General features: G+C 69.8%; 19 protein-coding genes. 3 read left to right on the forward strand and 16 right to left on the reverse strand.

Annotation, left to right across the window (positions count from 1 at the left end; all coding sequences use genetic code 11):
- Positions 1-45 precede the first annotated feature (45 nt).
- On the forward strand, positions 46-1,110 hold the full coding sequence (locus ASG04_RS13905; protein WP_056125417.1) for an App1 family protein: 1,065 nt from the start codon (positions 46-48) through the stop codon (positions 1,108-1,110).
- A 53-nt stretch (positions 1,111-1,163) separates the two neighbouring features.
- Positions 1,164-3,062: a glycoside hydrolase family 15 protein gene (locus ASG04_RS13910; protein ID WP_268750905.1), complete on the forward strand. Its 1,899-nt coding sequence runs from the start codon at positions 1,164-1,166 to the stop codon at positions 3,060-3,062.
- Positions 3,063-3,153: 91 nt separating this feature from the next.
- On the opposite strand, the gene ASG04_RS13915 is transcribed toward ASG04_RS13910, so the two are convergent.
- The 6 genes from ASG04_RS13915 to ASG04_RS13940 all read right to left on the reverse strand — a co-directional run bounded on the left by ASG04_RS13915 (position 3,154) and on the right by ASG04_RS13940 (position 10,117).
- Complete coding sequence (locus ASG04_RS13915) at positions 3,154-4,527, reverse strand: glucose-6-phosphate dehydrogenase (RefSeq protein WP_056125420.1); 1,374 nt, start codon at positions 4,525-4,527, stop codon at positions 3,154-3,156.
- Positions 4,528-4,716: 189 nt separating this feature from the next.
- Positions 4,717-5,133 (reverse strand): cytochrome c oxidase subunit 4, encoded by a 417-nt coding sequence (locus ASG04_RS13920; RefSeq protein WP_056125422.1) that lies wholly within the window; start codon positions 5,131-5,133, stop codon positions 4,717-4,719.
- A gap of 4 nt (positions 5,134-5,137) precedes the next feature.
- The gene (gene ctaD / locus ASG04_RS13925; protein ID WP_056125424.1) at positions 5,138-6,874 is read right to left on the reverse strand and encodes a cytochrome c oxidase subunit I; all 1,737 of its coding nucleotides are present in this window, start codon (positions 6,872-6,874) and stop codon (positions 5,138-5,140) included.
- An 11-nt stretch (positions 6,875-6,885) separates the two neighbouring features.
- A complete protein-coding gene (gene coxB / locus ASG04_RS13930) occupies positions 6,886-7,785 on the reverse strand; it encodes a cytochrome c oxidase subunit II (RefSeq protein WP_056125425.1) in 900 nt (299 codons plus the stop codon).
- A gap of 298 nt (positions 7,786-8,083) precedes the next feature.
- Entirely contained in the window at positions 8,084-8,473 is a 390-nt protein-coding gene (locus tag ASG04_RS13935) for a HesB/IscA family protein (RefSeq protein ID WP_056125427.1), read from the reverse strand.
- A 183-nt stretch (positions 8,474-8,656) separates the two neighbouring features.
- Positions 8,657-10,117 carry a dipeptidase gene (locus ASG04_RS13940; RefSeq protein ID WP_056125429.1) on the reverse strand — a complete coding sequence of 487 codons (1,461 nt, stop codon included), beginning with the start codon at positions 10,115-10,117 and terminating at the stop codon, positions 8,657-8,659.
- A 72-nt stretch (positions 10,118-10,189) separates the two neighbouring features.
- On the opposite strand from ASG04_RS13940, the gene ASG04_RS13945 reads away from it, so the two are divergent.
- Positions 10,190-10,780: a DUF3043 domain-containing protein gene (locus ASG04_RS13945; RefSeq protein ID WP_082518149.1), complete on the forward strand. Its 591-nt coding sequence runs from the start codon at positions 10,190-10,192 to the stop codon at positions 10,778-10,780.
- 826 nt (positions 10,781-11,606) lie between these two features.
- Here ASG04_RS13945 and ASG04_RS13950 read toward each other — a convergent pair.
- The 10 genes from ASG04_RS13950 to ASG04_RS13995 all read right to left on the reverse strand — a co-directional run bounded on the left by ASG04_RS13950 (position 11,607) and on the right by ASG04_RS13995 (position 22,412).
- Positions 11,607-12,692 (reverse strand): quinone-dependent dihydroorotate dehydrogenase, encoded by a 1,086-nt coding sequence (locus ASG04_RS13950; RefSeq protein ID WP_082518151.1) that lies wholly within the window; start codon positions 12,690-12,692, stop codon positions 11,607-11,609.
- The gene (gene nrdR, locus ASG04_RS13955) at positions 12,689-13,186 is read right to left on the reverse strand and encodes a transcriptional regulator NrdR (protein WP_056125432.1); all 498 of its coding nucleotides are present in this window, start codon (positions 13,184-13,186) and stop codon (positions 12,689-12,691) included. Before nrdR ends, ASG04_RS13950 begins: the two co-directional genes overlap by 4 nt.
- A gap of 12 nt (positions 13,187-13,198) precedes the next feature.
- On the reverse strand, positions 13,199-14,506 hold the full coding sequence (hisD, locus tag ASG04_RS13960; RefSeq protein WP_056125434.1) for a histidinol dehydrogenase: 1,308 nt from the start codon (positions 14,504-14,506) through the stop codon (positions 13,199-13,201).
- A complete protein-coding gene (locus tag ASG04_RS13965; RefSeq protein WP_056125436.1) occupies positions 14,503-15,321 on the reverse strand; it encodes a hypothetical protein in 819 nt (272 codons plus the stop codon). Before ASG04_RS13965 ends, hisD begins: the two co-directional genes overlap by 4 nt.
- A 6-nt stretch (positions 15,322-15,327) precedes the next feature.
- A complete protein-coding gene (gene dnaE, locus ASG04_RS13970) occupies positions 15,328-18,810 on the reverse strand; it encodes a DNA polymerase III subunit alpha (RefSeq protein WP_056125844.1) in 3,483 nt (1,160 codons plus the stop codon).
- 144 nt (positions 18,811-18,954) lie between these two features.
- The gene (locus tag ASG04_RS13975; protein ID WP_056125439.1) at positions 18,955-19,884 is read right to left on the reverse strand and encodes an RluA family pseudouridine synthase; all 930 of its coding nucleotides are present in this window, start codon (positions 19,882-19,884) and stop codon (positions 18,955-18,957) included.
- On the reverse strand, positions 19,881-20,546 hold the full coding sequence (lspA, locus tag ASG04_RS13980; RefSeq protein ID WP_235515546.1) for a signal peptidase II: 666 nt from the start codon (positions 20,544-20,546) through the stop codon (positions 19,881-19,883). The genes ASG04_RS13975 and lspA overlap by 4 nt, the downstream gene beginning before the upstream one ends.
- A gap of 2 nt (positions 20,547-20,548) precedes the next feature.
- Positions 20,549-21,241, reverse strand: coding sequence for a DivIVA domain-containing protein (locus ASG04_RS13985; protein WP_056125441.1), 693 nt, complete (start codon positions 21,239-21,241; stop codon positions 20,549-20,551).
- Positions 21,242-21,438: 197 nt separating this feature from the next.
- Positions 21,439-21,735, reverse strand: a complete 297-nt coding sequence (locus tag ASG04_RS13990) for a YggT family protein (protein WP_056125443.1) — start codon at positions 21,733-21,735, stop codon at positions 21,439-21,441.
- A gap of 107 nt (positions 21,736-21,842) precedes the next feature.
- Complete coding sequence (locus tag ASG04_RS13995; protein ID WP_056125445.1) at positions 21,843-22,412, reverse strand: cell division protein SepF; 570 nt, start codon at positions 22,410-22,412, stop codon at positions 21,843-21,845.
- Positions 22,413-22,446: the final 34 nt, after the last annotated feature.

Below are 22,446 nucleotides of genomic sequence, written 5' to 3' on the forward strand. Positions count from 1 at the left end.
CCGGATCGTGGACAACCGGCGTCCGCACCGTGGGATGATGGCCCGATGCCCGACCCGACGTCCCACGAACCGTCGCTGGCCGAGCCCATCCTGCACCGAGCCGCCCGCATCGAGGACGCCGTGCAGGAGTTCCGTGAACAGCGTGCACGCCGCCGCGGACAGGTCCCGACCGTCATCCCCTACACCGGGTACGGCGCGCCGGGGTGGATCCGCGTGCTGTGCCGGGTGCTCCTCACGCGGCGCGGCCTGGCGTCCGACGTGTCCTACGAGGGCGTCCGCGGGTGGAAGTCCTTCACGAGCGTCGCGGTCGACCATGCCGAGGTGACGGTCACCGCGGGCGGGACCTCGCACACCGTGCAGTCCGACCGGGGCGGCGTCGTCGACACGATCGTGCCGATCGACCTCGAGCCCGGGTGGCACACCGTCCGGCTGTCCGCGGGCGGGCAGCGTGACGTCGAGGCCGAGGTCTTCATCGTCCACCCCGACACCCGCTTCGGGCTGCTGTCCGACATCGACGACACCGTCATGGTGACCGCGCTCCCCCGGCCCCTGCTCGCCGCGTGGAACTCCTTCGTCGTCACCGAGCACGCCCGCCGCCCGGTGCCGGGCATGTCCGTCCTGTACGAGCGCGTCCTCGCGCAGCACCCCGGCGCCCCGACCGTCTACCTGTCCACCGGGGCGTGGAACGTCGCGCCGACGCTGCAGCGCTTCCTGACGCGCAACATGTACCCGTCCGGCACGCTCCTGCTGACCGACTGGGGCCCCACCCACGACCGGTTCTTCCGCAGCGGGCAGATGCACAAGCACGAGAACCTCCGGCGCCTGGCACGCGACTTCCCCGACGTGCAGTGGCTGCTGGTCGGCGACGACGGGCAGCACGACGAGACCCTGTACGGCGACTTCGTCCGCGAGCACCCCGGCAACGTCGCCGGCGTGGCGATCCGGCAGCTGTCCACGAGTGAAGCAGTGCTCGCCGGTGGTCGGTCGCGCGCCCAGGAGCGATCGCGGGACTCCAGCGCGCCGTGGGTCTACGCCCCGGACGGTGCCGGCCTGTGGACCGAACTCGGCCGGATCGGGCTCGCCGACCTCGGCGACCAGCCCGACAGCTGACGCTCCGTACCCTGAGCCGACCTTCAGCCGATCCCTCCGGCAGCCGGTGGAACATCGGCGGTCGGTGGTTCGATCGGTGCATGCCCCAGCGAATCGAAGACCACGCGATCATCGGCGACTGCTACTCGGCGGCGCTCGTCGACCGCGCCGGCACCATCGACTGGGCGTGCCTGCCGCGCTTCGACAGTCCGTCGACGTTCGCGGCACTCCTGGGTGACGAGCACGACGGTCACTGGACCCTCCGTCCGACCGACGCAGACGCACGTGCCGAACGCCACTACGTCCCGGACTCCCTGGTCCTGCGCACCGTCTGGACCACCGCGACCGGCGTCGTCGAGGTCACGGAGTTCATGCCCATCGACGCGCACCGTGCCAGCATCGTCCGCCGGGTCCGCGGTCTGCGTGGATCGGTCGACCTGCGCCAGACGCTGCGCATCCGGTTCGACTACGCCCGGGCCCTGCCCTGGGTCCGACAGGTCGGCGACGACGACGGTCCCGCCCTGCTCGCCACGGCCGGTCCCGACTCCGTCCTGGTGCGGGGCTCCCGCTTCCACGCGGACGACCACCGGCACGTCGCCGACGCGACCGTGCACGACGGCGACGTCATCGACACCGTGCTCACCTGGTACCCGTCGCACCGCGAGCCGCCGGAGCCGCTCGACGTGGACCAGGCGCTCACCCGGACCATCGACTGGTGGCACGACTGGAGCGGCAAGACCCAGGTGGAGGGGCCGTACGCCGACGCGACCCGGCAATCGCTGCTGTTCCTGCGGGCGATGACGCATGCTGAGACGGGTGGGGTGGTCGCGGCGGTGACCACGAGCCTGCCCGAGGACCCGGGTGGCGAGCGGAACTGGGACTACCGGTACGTCTGGCTCCGTGACGCGTCGCTCGCCCTGGCCTCGCTGATCGCACACGGGTACCAGGACGAGGCCAAGCACTGGCGCCGCTGGCTGCTGCGCGCGATCGCTGGCGACCCGGCCGACGTCCAGATCATGTACGGCATCGCCGGCGAGCGAGAGCTCACCGAACGCGAGCTCGACGAACTGCCCGGCTACCTCGGGTCCAAGCCGGTCCGGATCGGCAACGGCGCCTACACGCAGTACCAGGGCGACGTGTTCGGCGAGGTCCTGGCGGCCCTGCACGACGCGCGCGAGCTGGGGCTCGAGGAGAACGCGGACTCGTGGGCCCTGCAGCGCGCCCTGCTCGGCTACGTCGAGCAGCACTGGAAGGAACCGGACAACGGCATCTGGGAGATGCGCGGGCCTCGACGCAGCTTCACGCACTCGCGCGCGATGATCTGGGCGGCGTTCGACCGCGGTGTCGCCGCGGTCGAGGAGTTCGGACTCGAGGGCCCGGTCGACCGATGGCGCCAGCTCCGTGACGCCGTGCGCGCGGAGATCGACGAGCACGGGTGGAACGCCGAGCGCGGCGCCTTCCGCCAGCACTACGACACCGACGAGGTCGACGCCAGCCTGCTCGTCCTCCCCCAGATCGGCTACTGCAAGGCGGACGACCCACGCATGCTCGGCACGGTCGCTGCGATCGAGCACGACCTCCGTGTCGGCGACGACGGCCTGATCCTGCGGTACCGCACCTCGTCGGGGTTCGACGGCCTGCGCGGCACCGAGCACCCGTTCCTGGCCTGCTCGTTCTGGCTCGTCGAACAGTACGCGGCCTCGGGGCGCATCGAGGACGCGGAACGGCTCATGGACGTGCTCGTCGGTGCTGCCAACGACGTCGGCATGCTCTCCGAGGAGATCGACGTCGCCACCGGGCACCACATCGGCAACACCCCGCAGGCACTGTCGCACCTGACCCTGGTGTCCGCGTCGGACGCGATCAACCGAGCTCGAGGCAAGGCGGCCGGCCACCGCACCCGGGTGTCGCAGCGTGACGGCTCCACCCGGTCCGTGACCGGCGAGGGCGAGCAGGCCGGCACGCCCGCCTGACCCGTCACCGCGGGCGGTCCCCCACCGCAGACGGACGGGAGGCCCGGTGCCAGCTGGCACCGGGCCTCCCGTCCGTGTCGTGGTCAGTTCGTCAGGACGACGACTCCCAGTCTGCGGGACCGCGCGAACCGGCGCGGTACTCCTCGAGCGGGACCTCGTCGGCCTTCCAGGCGGCGACGACCGGCTCGACGATCTCCCAGCAGCGCTCCGCGACGTCGCCACGGATCGACAGCAGCGGGTCGTCGTGGAAGATGCCGTTCAGGACCTCGCCGTAGGGCGTCAGCTCGCCGTCGCTGAACGAGGACGACAGCGTGACCTGCCCCATCTCGAAGGGGTTGCCACCGCCGTTCGCCGACACGGTGAGCTCGATCTCGTCGGGGTTCAGCACGATGCGCAGCGTGTCCGCCTTGGGCCGACCGCTCAGCCCGGAGGGCAGGCGCGTGACGGGCTTGAAGGTGATGAGGACTTCCTTGCGGCTCGCGCCGAGTGCCTTGCCCGATCGCAGCGTGAAGGGGACGCCCTTCCAGCGCGCGGTGTCGACCTCGACCGAGATCTCGGCGAGGGTCTCGGTCTCGCGCGACTTGTCGACGCCGTCCTCGTCCTGGTACGACGGCAGGTCCTTGCCGTCGATCGTGCCGGCCGTGTAGACGGCACGACGCGACGCGACCTTGGGGTCGTCGCCCTTGAGCTGGGTCGACCGGAGCGCGCGGGCCAGGGACGAACGGAACTCGACGGCGTCGATCTCCGCGGGAGCGTCCATCGTCACGATGCCGAGGATCTGCAGCAGGTGCGACTGGATCATGTCGACCATCGCGCCGGCCTCGTCGTAGTACTGGGCGCGGTTCTCGAGACCCAGGGTCTCGTCGTAGAAGATGTCGACCTTCTCGATGTTCTCGGCGTTCCAGATGGGCTCGAACAGGCGGTTCGCGAAGCGCAGACCGATGATGTTGAGCACCGTGGTGCGACCGAGGAAGTGGTCGGTGCGGTGGACGCGGTCCTCGGGGACCAGCTTGAGCACCGTCTCGTTGAGGGCCTTCGCGCTCGCGACGTCGGTGCCGAACGGCTTCTCGAACGCCAGGGTCGTGCCCTCGGGGAGCTCGACCTCCTGCAGCGCCTCGCAGATGTCGGACGCGATCTGCGGCGGCAGCGCGAAGTACAGGATCGGCTCGTTGTCGGCCGCGTCGAGGAGCGCCTCCAGGTGCTTCGGGTCGGTCGGGTCGCCCTGGATGAACGCCGTCGACTCCAGGGTCGCGTCGACCTCAGGGCCCTTGACGTCCTGCGTCGCGAAGGACTTCGTGACGACGTCCTTCCACTGCTCGGGGGAACGCTCACTGCGCCCGGTCCCGATCAGCTGGACGGGGACGGCCCGGCCGCTCTGCAGGAACGTGCCGAGGCCCGGCAGGAGCAGGCGGGAGGCGAGGTCGCCCGTTGCGCCGAAGATGATGAGGGTGCGCTTGTCGGTCACCTGAGGTGACTCCTTTCGCGAGGTTGTGGGGGTCCGTGTGGCACAAGCCGGGCGCGGACCGGTTGATTCCCCCGGAGGGCGATGTCGACGGACGGGGTCGTCCGGCGTGCTCGCCCGGTCGGGGACGTCGTCTGGACGCAGTTCGGGCGGCACCGGAAGTGGTGCCGCCCGAAGTGCGTCAGGTGCGGGTCAGTGCCCGAAGTTGCCGCGGTAGTACTCGAAGACCCAGCCGACCAGGGTGATCGCCACGAAGGCGAGCCCGAACGGGACGATCCACAGACCGGCTGCGACACCGAGGAAGGTCAACGCCGTGGCGCCGGCCAGCAGGATCGGCCACCACGACCACGGGCTGAAGTGCCCGAGCTCGGCGTCGCCGTCCTCGATGTTGGCGTCCTGCCGGTCCTCGGGCAGGTCACCGCCCTGGGCGGAGAGCACCCGCCCGAGGTAGAAGGCGATGAACGCGGACATGATGCCGACGAGACCGATGCCGACCGTGCCAACGGGCTCGGGCTTGCCGTAGTAGAGGATCGCCCAGATCGTGTAGGCGGCGTCCGCGAGGATGAAGAACCCGAAGAGGATCCAGAACAGGTTGACGTTGGCGCGCATCGCCTTACTTCACCTCGCCCTTCGCGGCGTCGTAGGTCGGGGCATCCGGGGCGTCCTTCGCAGGACCCACACCGACCGGCACTCCGGCCTCGGGGTGGTTCAGGTCGAAGGCCGGGGACTCGGAACGGATGCGCGGGATCGACGTGAAGTTGTGCCGCGGCGGCGGGCAGGAGGTCGCCCATTCGAGCGAGCGGCCGTAGCCCCACGGGTCGTTCACGGCGACCTTCGGCGCGTTCCGTGCGGTGACGTAGACGTTGAAGATGAACGGCAGGAACGAGATGCCGAGGATCATCGCGCCGATGGTCGACAGCTGGTTCATCCACGTGAACCCGTCGTTCGGCAGGTAGGTCGCGTAGCGACGCGGCATGCCGATGACGCCCAGCCAGTGCTGGATCAGGAACGTCGTGTGGAAGCCGATGAACAGCAGCCAGAAGTGGATCTTGCCGAGACGCTCGTTGAGCATGCGTCCGGTCCACTTCGGCCACCAGAAGTAGAAGCCGGAGAACATCGCGAACACGACGGTGCCGAAGACCACGTAGTGGAAGTGCGCCACGACGAAGTACGAGTCGGACACGTGGAAGTCGAGCGGCGGCGACGCCAGGATGACGCCGGTCAGACCACCGAAGGTGAAGGTGATCAGGAAGCCGATGGCCCACAGGATCGGGGTCTCGAAGGTGACCGAACCGCGCCACATCGTGCCGACCCAGTTGAAGATCTTCACGCCGGTCGGGACCGCGATGAGCATCGTCATGAGCGAGAACCACGGCAGCAGCACCGAACCGGTGACGTACATGTGGTGCGCCCACACCGTGACCGACAGGGCCGCGATGGAGATGGTCGCGTAGACCAGGGTCTTGTACCCGAAGATCGGCTTGCGGCTGAAGACCGGGAAGACCTCGGAGACGATGCCGAAGAACGGCAGCGCGATGATGTAGACCTCTGGGTGCCCGAAGAACCAGAAGAGGTGCTGCCAGAGCAGCGCTCCGCCGTTCGCCGGGTTGAAGATCTGCGCGTCGAACACGCGGTCGAGGCCGAGGCCGAACAGCGCGGCGGCGAGCACGGGGAACGCCATGAGCACGAGCAGCGACGTCACGAGGGTGTTCCACGTGAAGATCGACATGCGGAACATGGTCATGCCGGGGGCACGCATCGTGATGATCGTCGTGATGAAGTTCACCGCGCCGAGGATCGTCGAGAAGCCGGTGAGGCCGAGGCCGAACACCCACAACGTGCCGCCGAGCCCTGGTGTGAACGTCGTGTCACTGAGTGGCGCGTACGCGAACCACCCGAACGACGCCGCACCCTGCGGGGTGAGGAAGCCACCGACGGCGATCAGCGCGCCGAAGAAGTAGAGCCAGAACGCGAAGCCGTTCAGTCGCGGGAAGGCGACGTCGGGCGCACCGATCTGCAGCGGCATGATCGCGTTCGCGAAGCCCGAGAACAGCGGCGTCGCGAAGAGCAGCAGCATGATCGTGCCGTGCATCGTGAACAGCTGGTTGTACTGCTCCTTCGTCGCGACGACCTGCAGGCCGGGCTCGAAGAGCTGCGCACGGATCACGAGTGCCATGACGCCCGCGAGCAGGAAGTACAGGAACGACGTGATCAGGTACATGTACCCGATGGTCTTGTGGTCCGTGGAGGTGATCCACCGGACGATGATGTTGCCCTTCCGACCGACCTTGGACGCCTGGAAGTCCGGCGTCGCGGTCGCTGTCGGTTGGCCGACGAATGACGTTGTCATCTGGCGAGCCCCTACTTGTCGTCCGACGCCGTGACGGGCGCCTTGTTGTCAGGCTGGTTCGTGTTGGTGTTGTACTCGTTGCCGAGCAGGCCCACCTTGCCCTGGTCCTTGAGGGTGTCGAGGTACGCCTGGTACTTGGCGGGCGACACGACCTTGACCTGGAAGAGCATCAGGGAGTGGTACTCGCCGCAGAGCTCGGCGCACTTGCCCTGGTAGGTGCCTTCCTTCTGCGGGATGAAGTACTCGTAGTTCGTCTTGCCGGGGAGCATGTCCTTCTTGTAGAGGAAGTCGATGACCCAGAAGGAGTGGTCCACGTCGCGCGAGTCCAGCTCGATTTTGACCTTCTTGCCGACCGGCAGGTACAGCGTCGGCAGCTGCGACTCGTCGATCGCCCCGTTGCCGTTCTCTTCTTCCTGGGCCTGGATGCCCTGGTAGTAGACGCTCTCGGAGGGGTTGTTCTGGTCGATGTAGTTGAAGTCCCACGCCCAGCGCTTGCCGTAGACGTGCACCGTGGTGTCGGGCTGCGCGAACGGCTTCTCGATGGCGGCCTGGTCCTTCGCGGTGAAGGCGAAGAAGCCCAGCACCAGGATGAGCGGCACGATCGTGTAGAAGATCTCGAGCGGCATGTTGTAGCGCATCTGCACGGGGAGGCCGGTCTGGCCCTTCCGGCGGCGGTACACGATCGCGGCCCAGATGATCAGGCCCCAGACGATGAGACCGACGGCCAGCAGAACGATCCAGCTGGTGGTCCACAGGCCGACGACGCGGCTCGTGTGGTTGGTGACGTCCTTCGTCTCCTCGGTACCGGGCAGCCACCCGTTGAGCTGCTGCTGCGAGCAGCCCGCCAGTGCGATGACCAGACCGACGGCCACCGGGACGGCCGCCCAACGTATACGGCGATTCGAACGCACTGTTACCTCTCGGAAAGACTGAAGCTGCGGGCTCAGCTCGTCGGAGACCGACGGCGGACCACCGAGGTGTTCCATGGCTGGCTCCCAGCTTGGGTGGGACACTCCTAGCCTACTCGCAGCCGGTGACGCTCAGTGCACACGCGACACACCTGGGGGCGCGATCGGCGCAGGTGCTGGAGCCCTTTTCCCTGGTCACCTCGGACTCGGTGCGGTCGGTGGACGATCGAACGCGAAACGCGGACGGGGAGCGACCTGTCGGTCACTCCCCGTCCGCGTTGGTCCGCAGATCGCGGTGGGATCAGTGGAAGCTGTCACCGCACGCGCAGCTGCCCTGGGCGTTCGGGTTGTCGATGGTGAAGCCCTGCTTCTGGATCGTGTCCTCGAAGTCGATCGTGGCGCCGTCGAGGTAGGGCACGCTCATCTTGTCGACGACCACCTCGACACCGTCGAACGCGGCAGTCGTGTCACCGTCGAGCAGTCGCTCGTCGAAGTACAGCTGGTAGATCAGACCCGAGCAGCCGCCGGGCTGGACGGCGAGGCGCAGACGCAGGTCGTCGCGTCCCTCTTGCTCGAGGAGGCTGGCGACCTTGCCCGCGGCGGCGCCACTGAGCTGCACGCCGTGCGTGGCCGTGTCGTCCGTGGCGGTCGTGTCGATCGCGGTGGCTTCGCTCGTGATGGTGTCGCTCATCGCGCGTCTCCCTCCGGGCGGTGCAGATCACCGCGCCTCCCCCGATTGTAAGCACCGCCCCCGACGGTCCGCACCATGTGGCGCCGCCCTGTGGAGAAGCGGTGCCGGCGCGGGACTGGGCACGAGTCGGACGGGAGGCCCGCGGCGGAGTCGACCCGGGCCTCCCGTCCGTCCCTGCGCGCGTCAGCCGCGCGTCGCCAGCCGGGCCAAGAGGACCGTCTCGCTCGCGATCGCGCGGTGCAGCACGCCGAGGTGCTGCGACTCGTTCGGGCTGTGCGCCCGCGTGTCGGGGTCCTCGACACCCGTGACCAGGATCTGTGCGTCCGGGAACTCGGCGGCCAGGTCGGACACGAAGGGGATCGAGCCGCCGATGCCCTGTTCGACCGGCGCGGCGCCCCAGCCCTCGGTCATCGCCGTGCGGGCCTCGCGCACGGCCCATCCGCTGGTGTCCACCAGGAAGCCGTCGCCGGCGTCCGGCTCGCTGATCTCGACGCGCGCACCGAACGGCGTGTGCGCGTGCACGTGGCGCTCGACGGCGGCGTACGCCTCGGTCGCGGGCTGGCCCGGCGCGACCCGCACCGACACCCGCGCGGACACCGAGGGCAGCAGCGTGTTCGAGGCGTTCGCGACGCTCGGCACGTCCATGCCCGTGACCGTGATCGCCGGCTGGAACCACATGCGCGACAGCACGTCGCCGGTTCCGACCGGCTTGACCCCGGGGACCAGGGCCGCGTCGGTGGCGAACTCGTCCTCGGAGCGTGCGGGGACGGGGGCGTCGTACGCGGTCAGACCGTCGACGGCGACCGAGCCCTGGTCGTCGTGCAGCGAGGACAGGAGCCGCACCATCGCGAGCATCGCGTCCGGGGCGGCGCCGCCGTACATGCCGCTGTGGCTGGCGTGCTCGAGCGTCGTCAGGGTGAGCTTGAACGTGACGTTCCCGCGCAGCGACACGGTGATCGCCGGGACCTCGGTCGACCAGTTGTCGCTGTCGGCGACCACGATCACGTCGGCGGCGAGGTGCTCCTTCTGCTCGCGGAGGAACGTGCGGAAGGAGCGGGAACCGAACTCCTCCTCGCCCTCGACGAAGAGCACGATGCCGAGGTCGAGGTCGTCGCCGAACCGGGCGTGCAGCGCGCGGAGCGCAGCGATGTGGGTCATCACCCCCGCCTTGTCGTCGGAGGCACCGCGGCCGTACAGGCGGTCCCCACGGAGCGTCGGCTCGAACGGCGGGGTCTCCCACAGGGCGTCGTCGCCCTGGGGCTGGACGTCGTGGTGGGCGTAGAGCATCACCGTCGGCTTGCCGTTCCGGGCCGGGCGCACCGCCAGGACCGCCGGTTGCCCCAGCTCGACGCCGTCGTGGTCGGTGCCGGTCGCGTCGGACGCGCCGTCCGGGGTGTCACCGTCGACGGCGCTCCGGACGATGCGGACCTCGTCGAACACGCCCGTGCCCCGCGCGAGCTCCGCGACGGCCTCGGCGTTGCGCCGGACGTGCGCCGGGTCGAACGCCGACCACGACACCGACGGGATCCGCACCAGCGCCGACAGGTCGGCGATCGTGGTGGGCAGGTCGCCCTGCACCTGTTCGCGGAGGGCGTCGAGGAGCGCGGGGTCGGTCGCGGGCGCGGACTGTTGGGTGTCGGTCATGCCCGGTAATCTAGAGGAGAACCAGCACCGGGGCGTTCCTCGGCGCACCGCTCACCGACAGCAGGAATCATCGTGGCCAAGGCAGCACCCAAGACCAACACGACAGTCAACCCCTCGGAAGAGGAACTGCTCGAACAGGGGCTGCCCGACCAGGGCAAGGGCCGTCCCACGCCGTCCCGTCGCGAGCGCGAAGCCGCCAACCGCCGCCCCCTCGTCGGCAACACGCCGGTCGACAAGAAGGCCGCCCGCGCACGGCTGAACTCCGAGCGCGAGAAGGCCCGCGTCGGCATGGCCAACGGCGAAGAGCGTTACCTGCCCGCCAAGGACCGGGGCGAGCAGCGCCGGTTCGTGCGTGACTACATCGACGCCCGGTGGAACGTGGGCGAGGTGATGATGCCCGTGCTGGTGGTCTTCCTGATCGTCGGCTTCGTCGCGTCGCAGACCGCCGCCGCGTCCTACGCACTGCTGCTCGTGTGGGCGTTCGTCGCCCTGTTCCTGCTCGACTGCGTGGTGCTCTGGGCCATCCTGCGCAAGAAGCTCACGGCGAAGTTCGGCCAGTTCCAGAAGGGGACGTTCCTCTACATCTTGACGCGGGCGTGGCAGTTGCGGTTCCTCCGCCTGCCGAAGCCCCAGGTCAAGCGCGGTCAGTACCCCGCAGCCTGAGTCCAGCCCCTCGAAGCGCCGTCGACCCTCGGTCGGCGGCGCTTCGTCGTGCGCGGGGCGGGGCGGGTTGCGCCGCCGAGATGCCAGAATTCGCGGTCTTCGACGCCTCACACCGACAGATCGGGACACCTCGGCGGACGTGAGCGGCAAGTCGCGCCCCATCGGCAGGCGCGTCCATGCCCCGCCACCCACCGGACGGGAGGCGCGTGGCGGGGCCGCGCCGCACCTCCCGTCCAGACGTCCCGTCGACTTGTCACAACGCGCCGCCCGCACGGCGCCGAGATGCCAGAATTCGCCGCTCCCGACGCCGCACACCGACGGAACGCGACACCTCGGCGGACGTGAGCGGCAAGTCGTGACCCCCCGGCAGGCGCGTCCATGCCCCGCCACCCCACCGGACGGGAGGCGCAAGGCGGGTCCGCCCCGCGCCTCCCGTCCAGACGCCCCGTCGAATTGTCACAACGCGCCGCCCGCGCGCCGCCGAGATGCCAGAATTCGCGGTCCTCGACGCCGCACACCGACGGATCGGGACACCTCAGCGGACGTAAGCGGCAGGTCGTGACCCCTCGGCCCCGGTCGTTCACGAGACCAGATCCTCGGCCCCGGTCGATCACGAGACGGCATCATCCGCATCGGTCCGTGCACGCCGCCGAAGTGGCACAACTCGCCGCAGGACCACCGTCGAAGTGCGGAAAGCGACCGGTCGCGCGGTTCGAGATGCCAGAACTGTGGAACCTGGGGCGGCAGGCCGGCACCGGCACCGGCACCGGCACCGGCACCGGCACCGATCGCACACACCCGCCAGGACCCGCGGCCGGGGCCAGCGTCAGCGCGACTCGCGCGCCTCGCGCCGCAACCGCCGCCGACGCAACCGGTTGATGCGGGTCGCCCAGGTGGGGCCCTCGTAGAGGAACGCGGTGTAGCCCTGCACGAGGGTGGCCCCCGCATCGAGCCGCGCCTGCACGTCGGCCTCGGAGGTGACTCCCCCGACGGCGACCACGCAGAAGTCCGCCGGCACCACGGCCCGCACCCGGCGCAGCACGTCGAGCGAGCGTTCGGCGATCGGCGCTCCGGAGAGCCCACCGGCCCCGATCTGTGCGACGGACTCAGCCGAAGCCGACAGCCCGGTCCGCGCGATGGTCGTGTTGTTCGCGATGACGCCCGCGAGACCGAGGTCCACGGCGAGCCCGGCGATCGCGTCGATCTGCGCGTCATCCAGGTCTGGCGCGATCTTCACGAGCACGGGGGTCTTGCCCGCAGCGTCCCGCACGGCGGTCAGCAGCGGGCGCAGCTGGTCGAGTTCCTGCAGACCACGCAGCCCGGGCGTGTTCGGTGAACTCACGTTGACCGCGAGGTAGTCGGCGAACGGCGCGAGCAGCCGGGTCGACTCGAGGTAGTCCTCGACCGCGTCGGCAACGTCCACGACCCGGCTCTTGCCGATGTTGACGCCGATGACGGGCCGACCCGGGTTCCGGCGAGCACGCTCGAGCCGCCGCGCGGCAGCGGCGGCTCCGCGGTTGTTGAAGCCCATGCGGTTGATGAGCGCCCGGTCGCCGACCAGCCGGAACAGGCGGGGCTTCTCGTTGCCCGGCTGGGGCTTCGCGGTGATCGTGCCGACCTCGACGTGGCCGAACCCGAGCAACCCGAGCCCGGCGATGCCGTGCGCGTCCTTGTCGAAGCCGGCAGCCAGTCCGAAGCGCGACGGGAAGTGGATGCCCATCGTGGTGATGCCGTCCGCCGCCGCGGGTCGGGAGTACCGCTCGACCGTGCTGGCGAGGAACGGCACGCGCGGCAACCAGCGGATGACCGCGAAAGCGATGTGGTGCGCGCGCTCGGGGTCCATGTTCGCGAACACGGACCGGAACACGACGCGGTACCCGTTCCGGACGAGTCGCTCCCCGACGCCGCTCACGCGCCGGCCTCGGCGGCCGGGGCCGGCGCGTGACCGGCGGCACCACCGTGGTGATCGACGCGCAGCTGACCGATCGCGGACTCGAAGTCCTCGAGCGAGTCGAACGCCTGGTAGACGCTGGCGTAGCGCAGGTACGCGACCTCGTCGAGTTCGCGCAGCGGGTCGAGGATGGCCAGGCCGATGTCGTTCGCCTCGATCTGACTGGCGCCCGACGACCGCACGATCTCCTCGACGCGCTGCGCCAGGACGGCCAGGTCCGAGTCGGTCACCGGACGCCCCTGGCACGCCTTGCGCACGCCGGAGATGATCTTCTCGCGCGAGAACGGCTCGAGCACCCCGTTGCGCTTGACGACGTTGAGCGAGGCGGTCTCGGTCGTCGAGAACCGTCGCCCGCAGTTCGGGCACTGGCGGCGGCGGCGGATCGACGTGCCGTCGTCGCTGGTGCGGGAGTCGACGACGCGGGAGTCCGGGTGGCGGCAGAAGGGGCAGAACATGTCTCCCCCAGGCTATCGGTTCACGCGCTCCGTCACGGCTGCCGCGTGCGCGGGCAGCTGCTCCTCGGTCGCGAGGGCGACGATGTGCGGCGCGACCTCGGCGAGGGCCGCACCGGTGTAGCGGACGACCTGCTGCGGGCGCAGGAACGTCGACGCGGACAGCCCCGACCCGAAGCGGGCCTGGCCACCGGTGGGCAGCACGTGGTTCGAGCCCGCCAGGTAGTCGCCCAGGCTGACCGGCGTGCTCGGGCCGACGAACACCGCACCGGCCGCGTCGATGTCGGCGAGCACCGCGTCGTCGTCGGCGGTCTGGATCTCGAGGTGCTCGGGTCCGTACGCGTTGCTCACGGTGGCCGCGTCGGCGAGCGAGTCCACGAGCACGACGGCGGACTGCGGACCGTCGAGTGCGGTCTGGAGGCGCGTGGCCGTCCCCAGCACGGCCGTGCGCTGCGGGATGGCAGCCTCGACCGCGTCGGCGAACGCCGCGGACGTCGTCACGAGGACGCTGCCGGCCTGTTCGTCGTGCTCGGCCTGGCTGACGAGGTCGGCGGCCACGAACCCCGGGTCGGCGGTGTCGTCCGCGATCACGAGGATCTCGGTGGCGCCGGCCTCGGAGTCGATGCCCACCACGCCGCGCACCAGGCGCTTCGCCGCGGCGACGTAGTTGTTGCCCGGGCCGGTGACCAGGTCGACGGGCTCGAGACCGATCGCCGACACGCCGTAGGCCAGTGCGCCGACCGCGCCGGCACCGCCCATCGCGTAGACCTCGTCGACGCCGAGCAGCCCGGCAGCCGCCAGGATCGTCGGGTGCACGGCGCCACCGTGGTCGCGCTGCGGCGGGGACACCAGGGCGATCGAGCGGACCCCGGCGACCTGGGCCGCGACGACGTTCATGACGACGCTGGACGGGTAGACGGCCTTGCCACCGGGCACGTACAGGCCGACGCGGCGCATCGGCTGCCAGCGCTGGTGCACCTCGGCGCCGTCGGCGAGTGTGGTCACCGACGCTGCGGGGACCTGCGCGGCACTGGCGGCGCGGACCCGGCGGATCGCCTCGTCGAGGGCCTCGCGCAGCGCGGGCGTCAGGCCCGCCACGGCCGCGGCGATCTCGGCGGCGGGGACCCGGACGTCGGCTGGTGCTCCCCCGTCGAACCGCTCGGCCTGGTCGCGCAACGCTTCCGCACCGCGGGACCTGACGTCGTCGACCAGGACCCGTGCGGCGTCCACGGCGGCCGCGATGTCGCCGACGGCACGCGGCATGAGACGGAGGAGTTCGGCGCGGGCGGGCAGGCCACCACGGAGGTCGATTCGCTGCATCATGAGACGACCAGCGTACCGGCGGCACCCTGCACGAGCGCGTCGACGACCGGCCGGTGGTGGTCGGCCTGGGCGCGGTCCCACGCCCCCAGCAGGTGCAGGGTGGCGATGCGGAAGGCCAGCGCCCGGACCAGCAGCTGCGACCACTCGGGGACACCCGTGCCGAGCGCCTCGAGGCGCTCGATCGACACCCCGTGCCAGCAGACGGCGTCGACCGCGGCGATCGCGGCGCCGAGTCCCGCTGGGCGCCAGTACGGTGCCCAGTCGAAGACGGCCGGCGGCTGCCCGTGGACGAAGAGCACGTTGCCGAGCAGGTCCCCGTGGATGAGCTGCGACGGTGACACGACGGGACGGAACGACCGCGCCAGACGGTCGAGCGTCGGGTCGGCCGGCAGCACACCGTGCCACACCAGCCGGTCGGCCTCGGCCCACGGACCGCCGACGTCGTCGAGGAAGCCGGGACGGGGCAGTCCGACCAGTGCCCGGTGGAACGCGGCACCGGCGGCGATCACGTCGTCCACTCGTGTGGGGTCGGTCGCGCCCGGCAGCCACTCCCACGCCTCCCAGCCGTCGACGAGCCAGCCGCCGCCCGTCGCGGCGACCGGACGCGGCGTGCGGAACACGACCGTGTGCTCGAGGCGGGCGAGCGTGTCGGACCGCCACCGGGCCTCCTGGGCGTCGCCGTGCGGACGGAACACGACCTGGCCCGCACGCCACGTCTGTCCCTGCCCGCCGGGCAGCCGTTCGAGCGGGACGCTCGCCACGCCGAACGCACGCAGCACCGCGTCCGAGGGGCGCGGTGCCGCGTGCTCGGTCATCCGGTGCTAGACCAGGCAGCGCGGGCCGAGCAGGCTCTTGAGCTCGCCGAACAGGTCGGGAGTCAGGTTGACCGGGAACGGCAGCTCGAAGGTGCGGGCGACGTCGTCCTTGAGCAGGCGGAGCCGCACCTCGGTGTCGCCGGTGTGGCGACCGAGGACGGCAGCCAGCTCGGTGACCGTCGTGGTGGTCGCCTGCCGCTCCGGCAGCGTCAGCGTGAGCGGACCGGAGCCCATCACGTCGCCGAGGGCCGGCTGGAACATGCTCACCGCGTGCAGGGCCTTGCCGTCGTCGCGGACGTTGACCCGCCCGCGGAGCACCACGATCGAGTCGGCGACGAGCGACGGTCCGAACTCCTGGTAGGTCTTGCCCAGGAACATCACGCCGATCTCGCCGCCGAAGTCCTCGATCTGCACGATGCCGTACGGGTTGCCGCTGGTCTTGGCCACCCGGTGCTGCACGCTCGTCAGCAGGCCGGCCACCGTGACCGTCTCGCCCTCGACCGAGTCGTCGGCGCCGATCAGGTCGGCGATGGTGATCGACTGGTGCTTCGCGAGCTCGATCTCGAGCCCGGCGAGCGGGTGGTCGGACACGTACAGCCCGAGCATGTCCCGCTCGAACGCCAGCTTGTCGCGCTTGGACCACTCCGGCCGTTCCGGCACCTGGGACACGGCGGCCATGGCGGGTTGCTCCTCGGCGACCTCGGCGAACAACGAGTCGAAGTCGAACCCGACGTTGCCGTGGACCTCGTCACGCTTGACCTTGACGGCTGCCTCGACCGCACCCTCGTGGATCTCGACGAGGGCTCGGCGGCTGTCGCCGAACTCGTCGAACGCGCCGGCCTTGATGAGCGACTCGACCGTGCGCTTGTTCGCGGACGAGATCGGGATCTTGCGCAGGAAGTCGTGGAACGACTCGAACGCGCCCTTCTCGGTGCGGGCCTGGACGATGTCGTCGACGACGTTGAAGCCGACGTTGCGGATGGCGCCCATGCCGAAGCGGATGTCGTCGCCGACGGCGGCGAAGAACCCGATCGACTCGTTCACGTCCGGCGGCATGACCCGGATGCCCATGCGGCGGCACTCGTTGAGGTACAGCGCGAGCTTGTCGCGGGCGTCGCCGACACTGGTCAGCAGCGCGGCCATGTACTCGGCCGGGTAGTGCGCCTTGAGGTACGCGGTCCAGAACGACACCACGCCGTACGCCGCCGAGTGCGCCTTGTTGAACGCGTAGTCCGAGAACGGCAGCAGGATGTCCCAGAGGGTCTTGATGGCAGCGGCCGAGTAGCCGTTGTCCTGCATGCCCTTCTCGAAGCCCGCGTACTGCTTGTCCAGCTCGGACTTCTTCTTCTTGCCCATCGCGCGGCGGAGGATGTCCGCCTGGCCGAGGGAGAAGCCCGCGACCTTCTGCGCGATGGCCATGACCTGCTCCTGGTAGATGATCAGGCCGTAGGTCGTGCCGATGATGTCCTTGAGCGGCTCTTCGAGCTCGGGGTGGATCGGCGTGATCGGCTGCTCGCCGTTCTTGCGGAGCGCGTAGTTGGTGTGGGAGTTCGCCCCCATCGGCCCCGGACGGTACAGGGCGATGAGCGCGGAGATGTCCTCGAAGTTGTCGGGCTTCATCAGGCGCAGCAGACCGCGCATCGGGCCGCCGTCGAGCTGGAACACGCCGAGGGTGTCGCCGCGCTGCAGGAGCGCGTACGCCTCGGGGTCCTCGAGGCCCATGGTCTCGAGGTCGAGGTCGGTCCCCCGGTTGCTCTTGATGTTGTCGAGGGCGTCACTGATGATCGTGAGGTTGCGGAGCCCCAGGAAGTCCATCTTGATCAGGCCGAGGGACTCCGACGCGGGGTAGTCGAACTGCGTGACGATCTGGCCGTCCTGCTCCCGCTTCATGATCGGGATGATGTCGATCAGCGGGTCGCTCGACATGATGACGCCGGCCGCGTGCACGCCCCACTGGCGCTTCAGCCCCTCGAGCCCGAGAGCCGTGTCGAACACCGTCTTGGCCTCGGGGTCGGTCTCGACCACGGTGCGGACGTCGACCGCTTCCTTGAAGCGGGGGTGCTCCTTGTCGAAGATCCCGGTGAGCGGGATGTCCTTGCCCATGACGGGCGGCGGCATCGCCTTGGTGAGCTTCTCGCCCATGCCGAAGGGGAAGCCCAGCACGCGCGACGAGTCCTTGAGCGCCTGCTTCGCCTTGATCGTGCCGTACGTCACGATCTGCGCCACGCGCTCCGAGCCGTACTTCTCGGTGACGTACTTGATCGCCTCACCCCGGCGCCGGTCGTCGAAGTCGACGTCGAAGTCGGGCATCGAGACGCGGTCGGGGTTGAGGAACCGCTCGAAGATCAGGCCGTGTCGGATCGGGTCGAGGTCGGTGATGCGCATGGCGTACGCGACCATCGAACCAGCGCCGGAACCACGGCCAGGACCGACGCGGATGCCGTGGTCCTTCGACCAGTTGATGAAGTCCGCGACCACCAGGAAGTACCCCGGGAAGTTCATCTGGTTGATGATGCCGACCTCGTAGTCGGCGCGTGCCTGCACCTCGTCCGAGATCCCGCCGGGGTACCGGTACTGCAGGCCCTTCGCCACCTCTTTCTCGAACCACGAGTGCTCGGTCTCGCCCTCGGGGACCGGGAACTTCGGCATGTAGTTGGCGGAGGTGTCGAACTCGACGTCGCACCGCTCGGCGATGAGCAGCGTGTTGTCGCAGGCCTCGATGTTGTCGCGGAACAGGTGCCGCATCTGCTGCGGGGTCTTGAGGTAGAACTCGTCGGCGTCGAACTTGAAGCGGTTCGGGTCGTTGAGCGTCGAGCCGGACTGCACGCAGAGCAGCGCCGCGTGCGACTTGGCGTCATGCGAGTGCGTGTAGTGCAGGTCGTTCGTGCCGACCAGCGGCAGGCCCAGGTCCTTCGCCAGACGGATCAGGTCGCCCATGATCCGGCGCTCGATCTCGAGACCGTGGTCCATGATCTCGGCGAAGTAGTTCTCCTTGCCGAAGATGTCGCGGAAGTCGGCCGCGGCCTTGATCGCCTCGTCGTACTGCCCGAGGCGCAGGCGCGTCTGGACCTCGCCCGACGGGCAGCCCGTCGTCGCGATGATGCCCTCGTGGTGCTCGCTGAGGAGCTCGCGGTCCATGCGCGGCTTGAAGTAGTAGCCCTCGAGCGAGGCCTTCGACGACAGCCGGAACAGGTTGTGCATGCCCGTGGTGTTCTCGGCGAACATCGTCATGTGTGTGTACGAGCCAGCACCGGAGACGTCGTCACCGCCGCCGTCGCCCCAGCGCACGCGGGTCTTGTCGGACCGGTGCGTCCCAGGGGTGATGTAGGCCTCGGTCCCGATGATCGGCTTGACGCCCCCGGCCTTGGCGGCCTTCCAGAACTCGAACGCACCGAACATGTTGCCGTGGTCGGTCACCGCCACGGCAGGCATGCCCTGCGCTGCGGTCTCCGCGACCAGGTCGTTCAGTCGCGCGGCGCCGTCGAGCATCGAGTACTCGCTGTGCACGTGCAGGTGGACGAAGGAGTCGGAACTCGCCACGGGGCCTCCGGTCGAACGAACTGCGTGTGGGACGCAGACAGCCTAACCGCGGCCGACGACACCCATGGGCGTGTCGAGGGAACCGCCCGCGTGTCAGACCGACGCGCTCCGGATGCGCTCGAGCGCGAGCCGCAGGTCCTCCGGGTACGACGCCTGGAACTCCACCCAGTCGCCGGTGCGCGGGTGCGCGAACCCGAGCCGGACCGCGTCGAGCCACTGCCGTGTCAGCCCGAGCTCGGCGGCCAACACGGGGTCGGCCCCGTACGTCGTGTCCCCGACGAGCGGGTGCCGGGTCGCCGCCATGTGCACGCGGATCTGGTGCGTCCGACCGGTCTCCAGGTGCACCTCGAGCAGCGTCGCCGACCGGAAGGCCTCGAGCGTGGCGTAGTGCGTGACGCTCGGCTTGCCGTCCGAGGTGACCGCGAACTTCCAGTCGCTCGACGGGTGCCGCCCGATGGGTGCGTCGATCGTGCCCGTGGTCGGGTCCGGGTGCCCCTGCGCGAGCGCGTGGTACACCTTGTCGACGGTGCGCTCCTTGAACGCCCGCTTCAGGCTCGTGTAGGCGAGTTCGGACTTGGCGACGACCATCAGCCCCGAGGTGCCGACGTCGAGCCGGTGCACGATCCCCGCGCGTTCGGCGGCTCCGGAGGTCGCGATCGTGAACCCCGCGGCCGCGAGGCCGCCGGGCACGGTCGGACCGTCCCACCCGGGCGACGGGTGCGCGGCGACCCCCACGGGCTTGTCGACCACGACGATGTCGTCGTCGTCGTGCACGATGGTCATCCCGGGGACGACGGCCGGCACGATGCGCGGGGCTTCCTTCGGGGTCCACTCGACCTCGAGCCACGAGTCGGCCTGCAGCCGGTCGGACTTGTCGACGACCACGCCGTCGACGCGGACACCACCGGCCGTCACGACCTCGGCGGCGAAGGAGCGGCTGAAGCCGAGGAGCTTCGCGATGGCCGCGTCGACGCGCTCACCGGCGAGCCCGTCCGGGACGGGGAGCTGACGCTGCTCGCTCACGTCGCGTCGTGGCCGAGCTGGTCGGGCCGGGAGGACCGGTTCGGCTCCGCCGCGTCGGTGGACGCGACCGGCGGGGTCACTGCAGCGTCCGTCGCGGACCCGGCCGGGGCCTCCTGGCCGTCCGTACCTGCGCGTTTCGTCGAGACCGTCCTGGTGCCGTCGAGGTTGACCCCGAGGATGACCAGGAGCACGAAGACCACCATGCTGATGCAGATGAAGGAGTCGGCGACGTTGTAGATCGCCGGCATCATCCACGGCGTCGAGATGAAGTCGACGACGTGTCCGCGGCCGAAGCCGGGTTCACGGAACAGCCGGTCGAGCAGGTTGCCGAGCGCTCCGCCGAGCAGCATGCCGAGCACGATCGCCCACCACATGGACCGGATGCGCCGTGCGAAGACGATGATCGCCACGACGACCGCGGCCGACACGATCGAGAACACCCACGTCATGTTCACCGCGAACGAGAACGCGGCGCCGGGGTTCCGCACGTACAGGAACTGCAGCGCGCCGCCGAGGACCGGGACGACCTGTCCGTACGGCAGGTTCGCGACGACCATGGCCTTCGCGACCTGGTCGATCGCCACCACGACGACAGCGGCGAAGGCCAGTGCCGCGATCGCGCGGACACTGACCTTCGCTCGTTGGTCTTGCTGCTGGGACAACGTCAGTTGCCGAAGCCCTGCGCCGATGCCGGCGCGGGGGTGAGGCCCGACTGCTCGGTGCCCGACGATGCGTCGAGCTCGCTCAGCTGGCCCTGGATGTAGCTCTTGAGCTGCGCACGGTAGTCGCGCTCGAAGGTGCGGAGCTCGTCGATCTTGCCCTCGAGCTGACGCTGCTCGCCCTCGAGCACCTGCACGCGCTGGCGGTTGGTGTTCTCGGTGTCGGCGATGATCTGGCGCTGCTTCGCCTCGGCCTCGGAGACCAGTCGAGCGGCCTGCGCCTGACCCTCGGCGATGAGCGCGTCACGCTTCTCGACGCCTTCGCGGACGTGCTCCTCGTGGAGACGGCGCGCGAGCGTCAGGAGGTTCGTGGTGCCCTCGGTGTCGTCGTCCGGGTTGACCGTGGTGGTCGGCGCGGCGGCGGCGACCGGCGCGGGCTCCGGAGCGGCGGCGACGGGGGCCGGCTCGGGCTCGGGGGTCGGAGCGGGGGCAGGAGCCTCTTCGGCGGCCGCGGCCGGCTTGGGCGCCGACTCGGCGGCCTGCAGGCGCTGCCGGAGCTCCTCGTTCTCTGCGGTCAGACGGCGCAGCTCCACGACGACCTCGTCCAGGAAGTCATCGACCTCGTCCTGGTCGTAGCCCTCGCGGAACTTGGTCGGCTGGAACCGCTTGTTGACTACGTCTTCCGGCGTCAAAGCCATTGCCGTCACCTCAATAGAACTGCTGAACGTGTGGAACCGAAACGGTGCGCCCGAATGTACCAGGCGCGAACTCACGGTGCGGATACCCACATGCGCGGGCATCGATCCCAACTACCGTACACCGACGCTGGACCGGAACCGTGATCACCGACTGGGCGTGGCGCGTGTCGCGGCCAGTCGATGCGTGGGGCTGGTGGTCAGACCGTGACCGAGATGACCCGGACGATGCTCATCAGGATGATCGTGACGAGCATCACGATGGACCACCCGAAGTCGAGGGCCACCGCGCCCATGCGCAGCGGCGGGAGCACACGACGGACGGTGCGGATCGGCGGGTCGGTGGTCGTGTAGACCACCTCTGCGACGACGAGCATGCCGCCGCGGGGGCGCCACGAGCGGTTGAAGGACTGCACCATGTCCAGTGCGAACCGCCCCCAGAGCACGAAGAAGTACAGCAGGAGCAGGAAGTACAGGAGCGTGAAGATCACGGACACGGTTCGGCTCGCTCGTCTCGGGTGCACGGCACTGCTGGAGCGCCGGACACAGGGCGGGTGGGCCTGGGCGGCGCCTCGGGGTCAGGGAGACCCCGGGACGCGACGACTCAGGACTGGGCGAAGAAGGACGCCTCGATGTCGGACTCTACCTCGGGCGCCTCACCGCTCACTGCGACGTGGGCCGGGGAGAGCAGGAAGACCTTGTTCGTGACGCGCTCGATCTTGCCGTACAGCCCGAGCGACAGGCCGCTCGCGAAGTCGATCATGCGCCGCGCGTCCGACTCGGTCATCTGCGAGAGGTTGATGATGACGGGGATCCCGTCGCGGAAGCTCTCGGCGATGGACTGGGCGTCCTTGTACTCGCGCGGGTGGACGGTGAGGATCTCGTTCATTTCCTGGACCGGGGTCGCCTTCTGTGCGGTCGTGTGCGAGCGGCGGAGCGGGGTGACCTGTGCGCCGCGCTGGTGCTGGGTGTGCGGGGCCTTCGTCTCGACGGGGGCCGCGGCGGGGGCTGCCGCGGGCGCTGCCGCCGGTGCCTCGTGCTGCGATGCCGCGGGTGCGGGGGTCTGCGGCTGCACGCGCTGCTGGTGCTGCGTCGGCTGCTGCTCGTCCTCGTACTCGAGTTCCTCGTCGGCGAGGCCGAGGTAGACCATCGTCTTCTTCAACGGACCGGCCATGGTTCCCTCCAGGGGTGTGCGTGCTCGTGGATGC

The sequence above is a fragment of the Curtobacterium sp. Leaf183 genome, assembly GCF_001424385.1.
GTDB lineage: Bacteria > Actinomycetota > Actinomycetes > Actinomycetales > Microbacteriaceae > Curtobacterium.

Excerpts from the sequence above, each read along its gene's own strand:
- ASG04_RS13940 (WP_056125429.1), bottom strand. The coding sequence starts at position 10,117 with ATGACCGACACCCAACAGTCCGCGCCCGCGACCGACCCCGCGCTCCTC.
- ctaD (WP_056125424.1), bottom strand. The coding sequence starts at position 6,874 with ATGACAACGTCATTCGTCGGCCAACCGACAGCGACCGCGACGCCGGAC.
- ASG04_RS13920 (WP_056125422.1), bottom strand. The coding sequence starts at position 5,133 with ATGCGCGCCAACGTCAACCTGTTCTGGATCCTCTTCGGGTTCTTCATC.
- dnaE (WP_056125844.1), bottom strand. The coding sequence starts at position 18,810 with ATGCTCGACGGCGCCGCGCGACTGAACGACCTGGTCGCGGAGACCGCA.
- nrdR (WP_056125432.1), bottom strand. The coding sequence starts at position 13,186 with ATGTTCTGCCCCTTCTGCCGCCACCCGGACTCCCGCGTCGTCGACTCC.
- ASG04_RS13905 (WP_056125417.1), top strand. The coding sequence starts at position 46 with ATGCCCGACCCGACGTCCCACGAACCGTCGCTGGCCGAGCCCATCCTG.
- ASG04_RS13985 (WP_056125441.1), bottom strand. The coding sequence starts at position 21,241 with ATGGCTTTGACGCCGGAAGACGTAGTCAACAAGCGGTTCCAGCCGACC.
- ASG04_RS13965 (WP_056125436.1), bottom strand. The coding sequence starts at position 15,321 with ATGACCGAGCACGCGGCACCGCGCCCCTCGGACGCGGTGCTGCGTGCG.
- ASG04_RS13995 (WP_056125445.1), bottom strand. The coding sequence starts at position 22,412 with ATGGCCGGTCCGTTGAAGAAGACGATGGTCTACCTCGGCCTCGCCGAC.
- hisD (WP_056125434.1), bottom strand. The coding sequence starts at position 14,506 with ATGATGCAGCGAATCGACCTCCGTGGTGGCCTGCCCGCCCGCGCCGAA.
- ASG04_RS13935 (WP_056125427.1), bottom strand. The coding sequence starts at position 8,473 with ATGAGCGACACCATCACGAGCGAAGCCACCGCGATCGACACGACCGCC.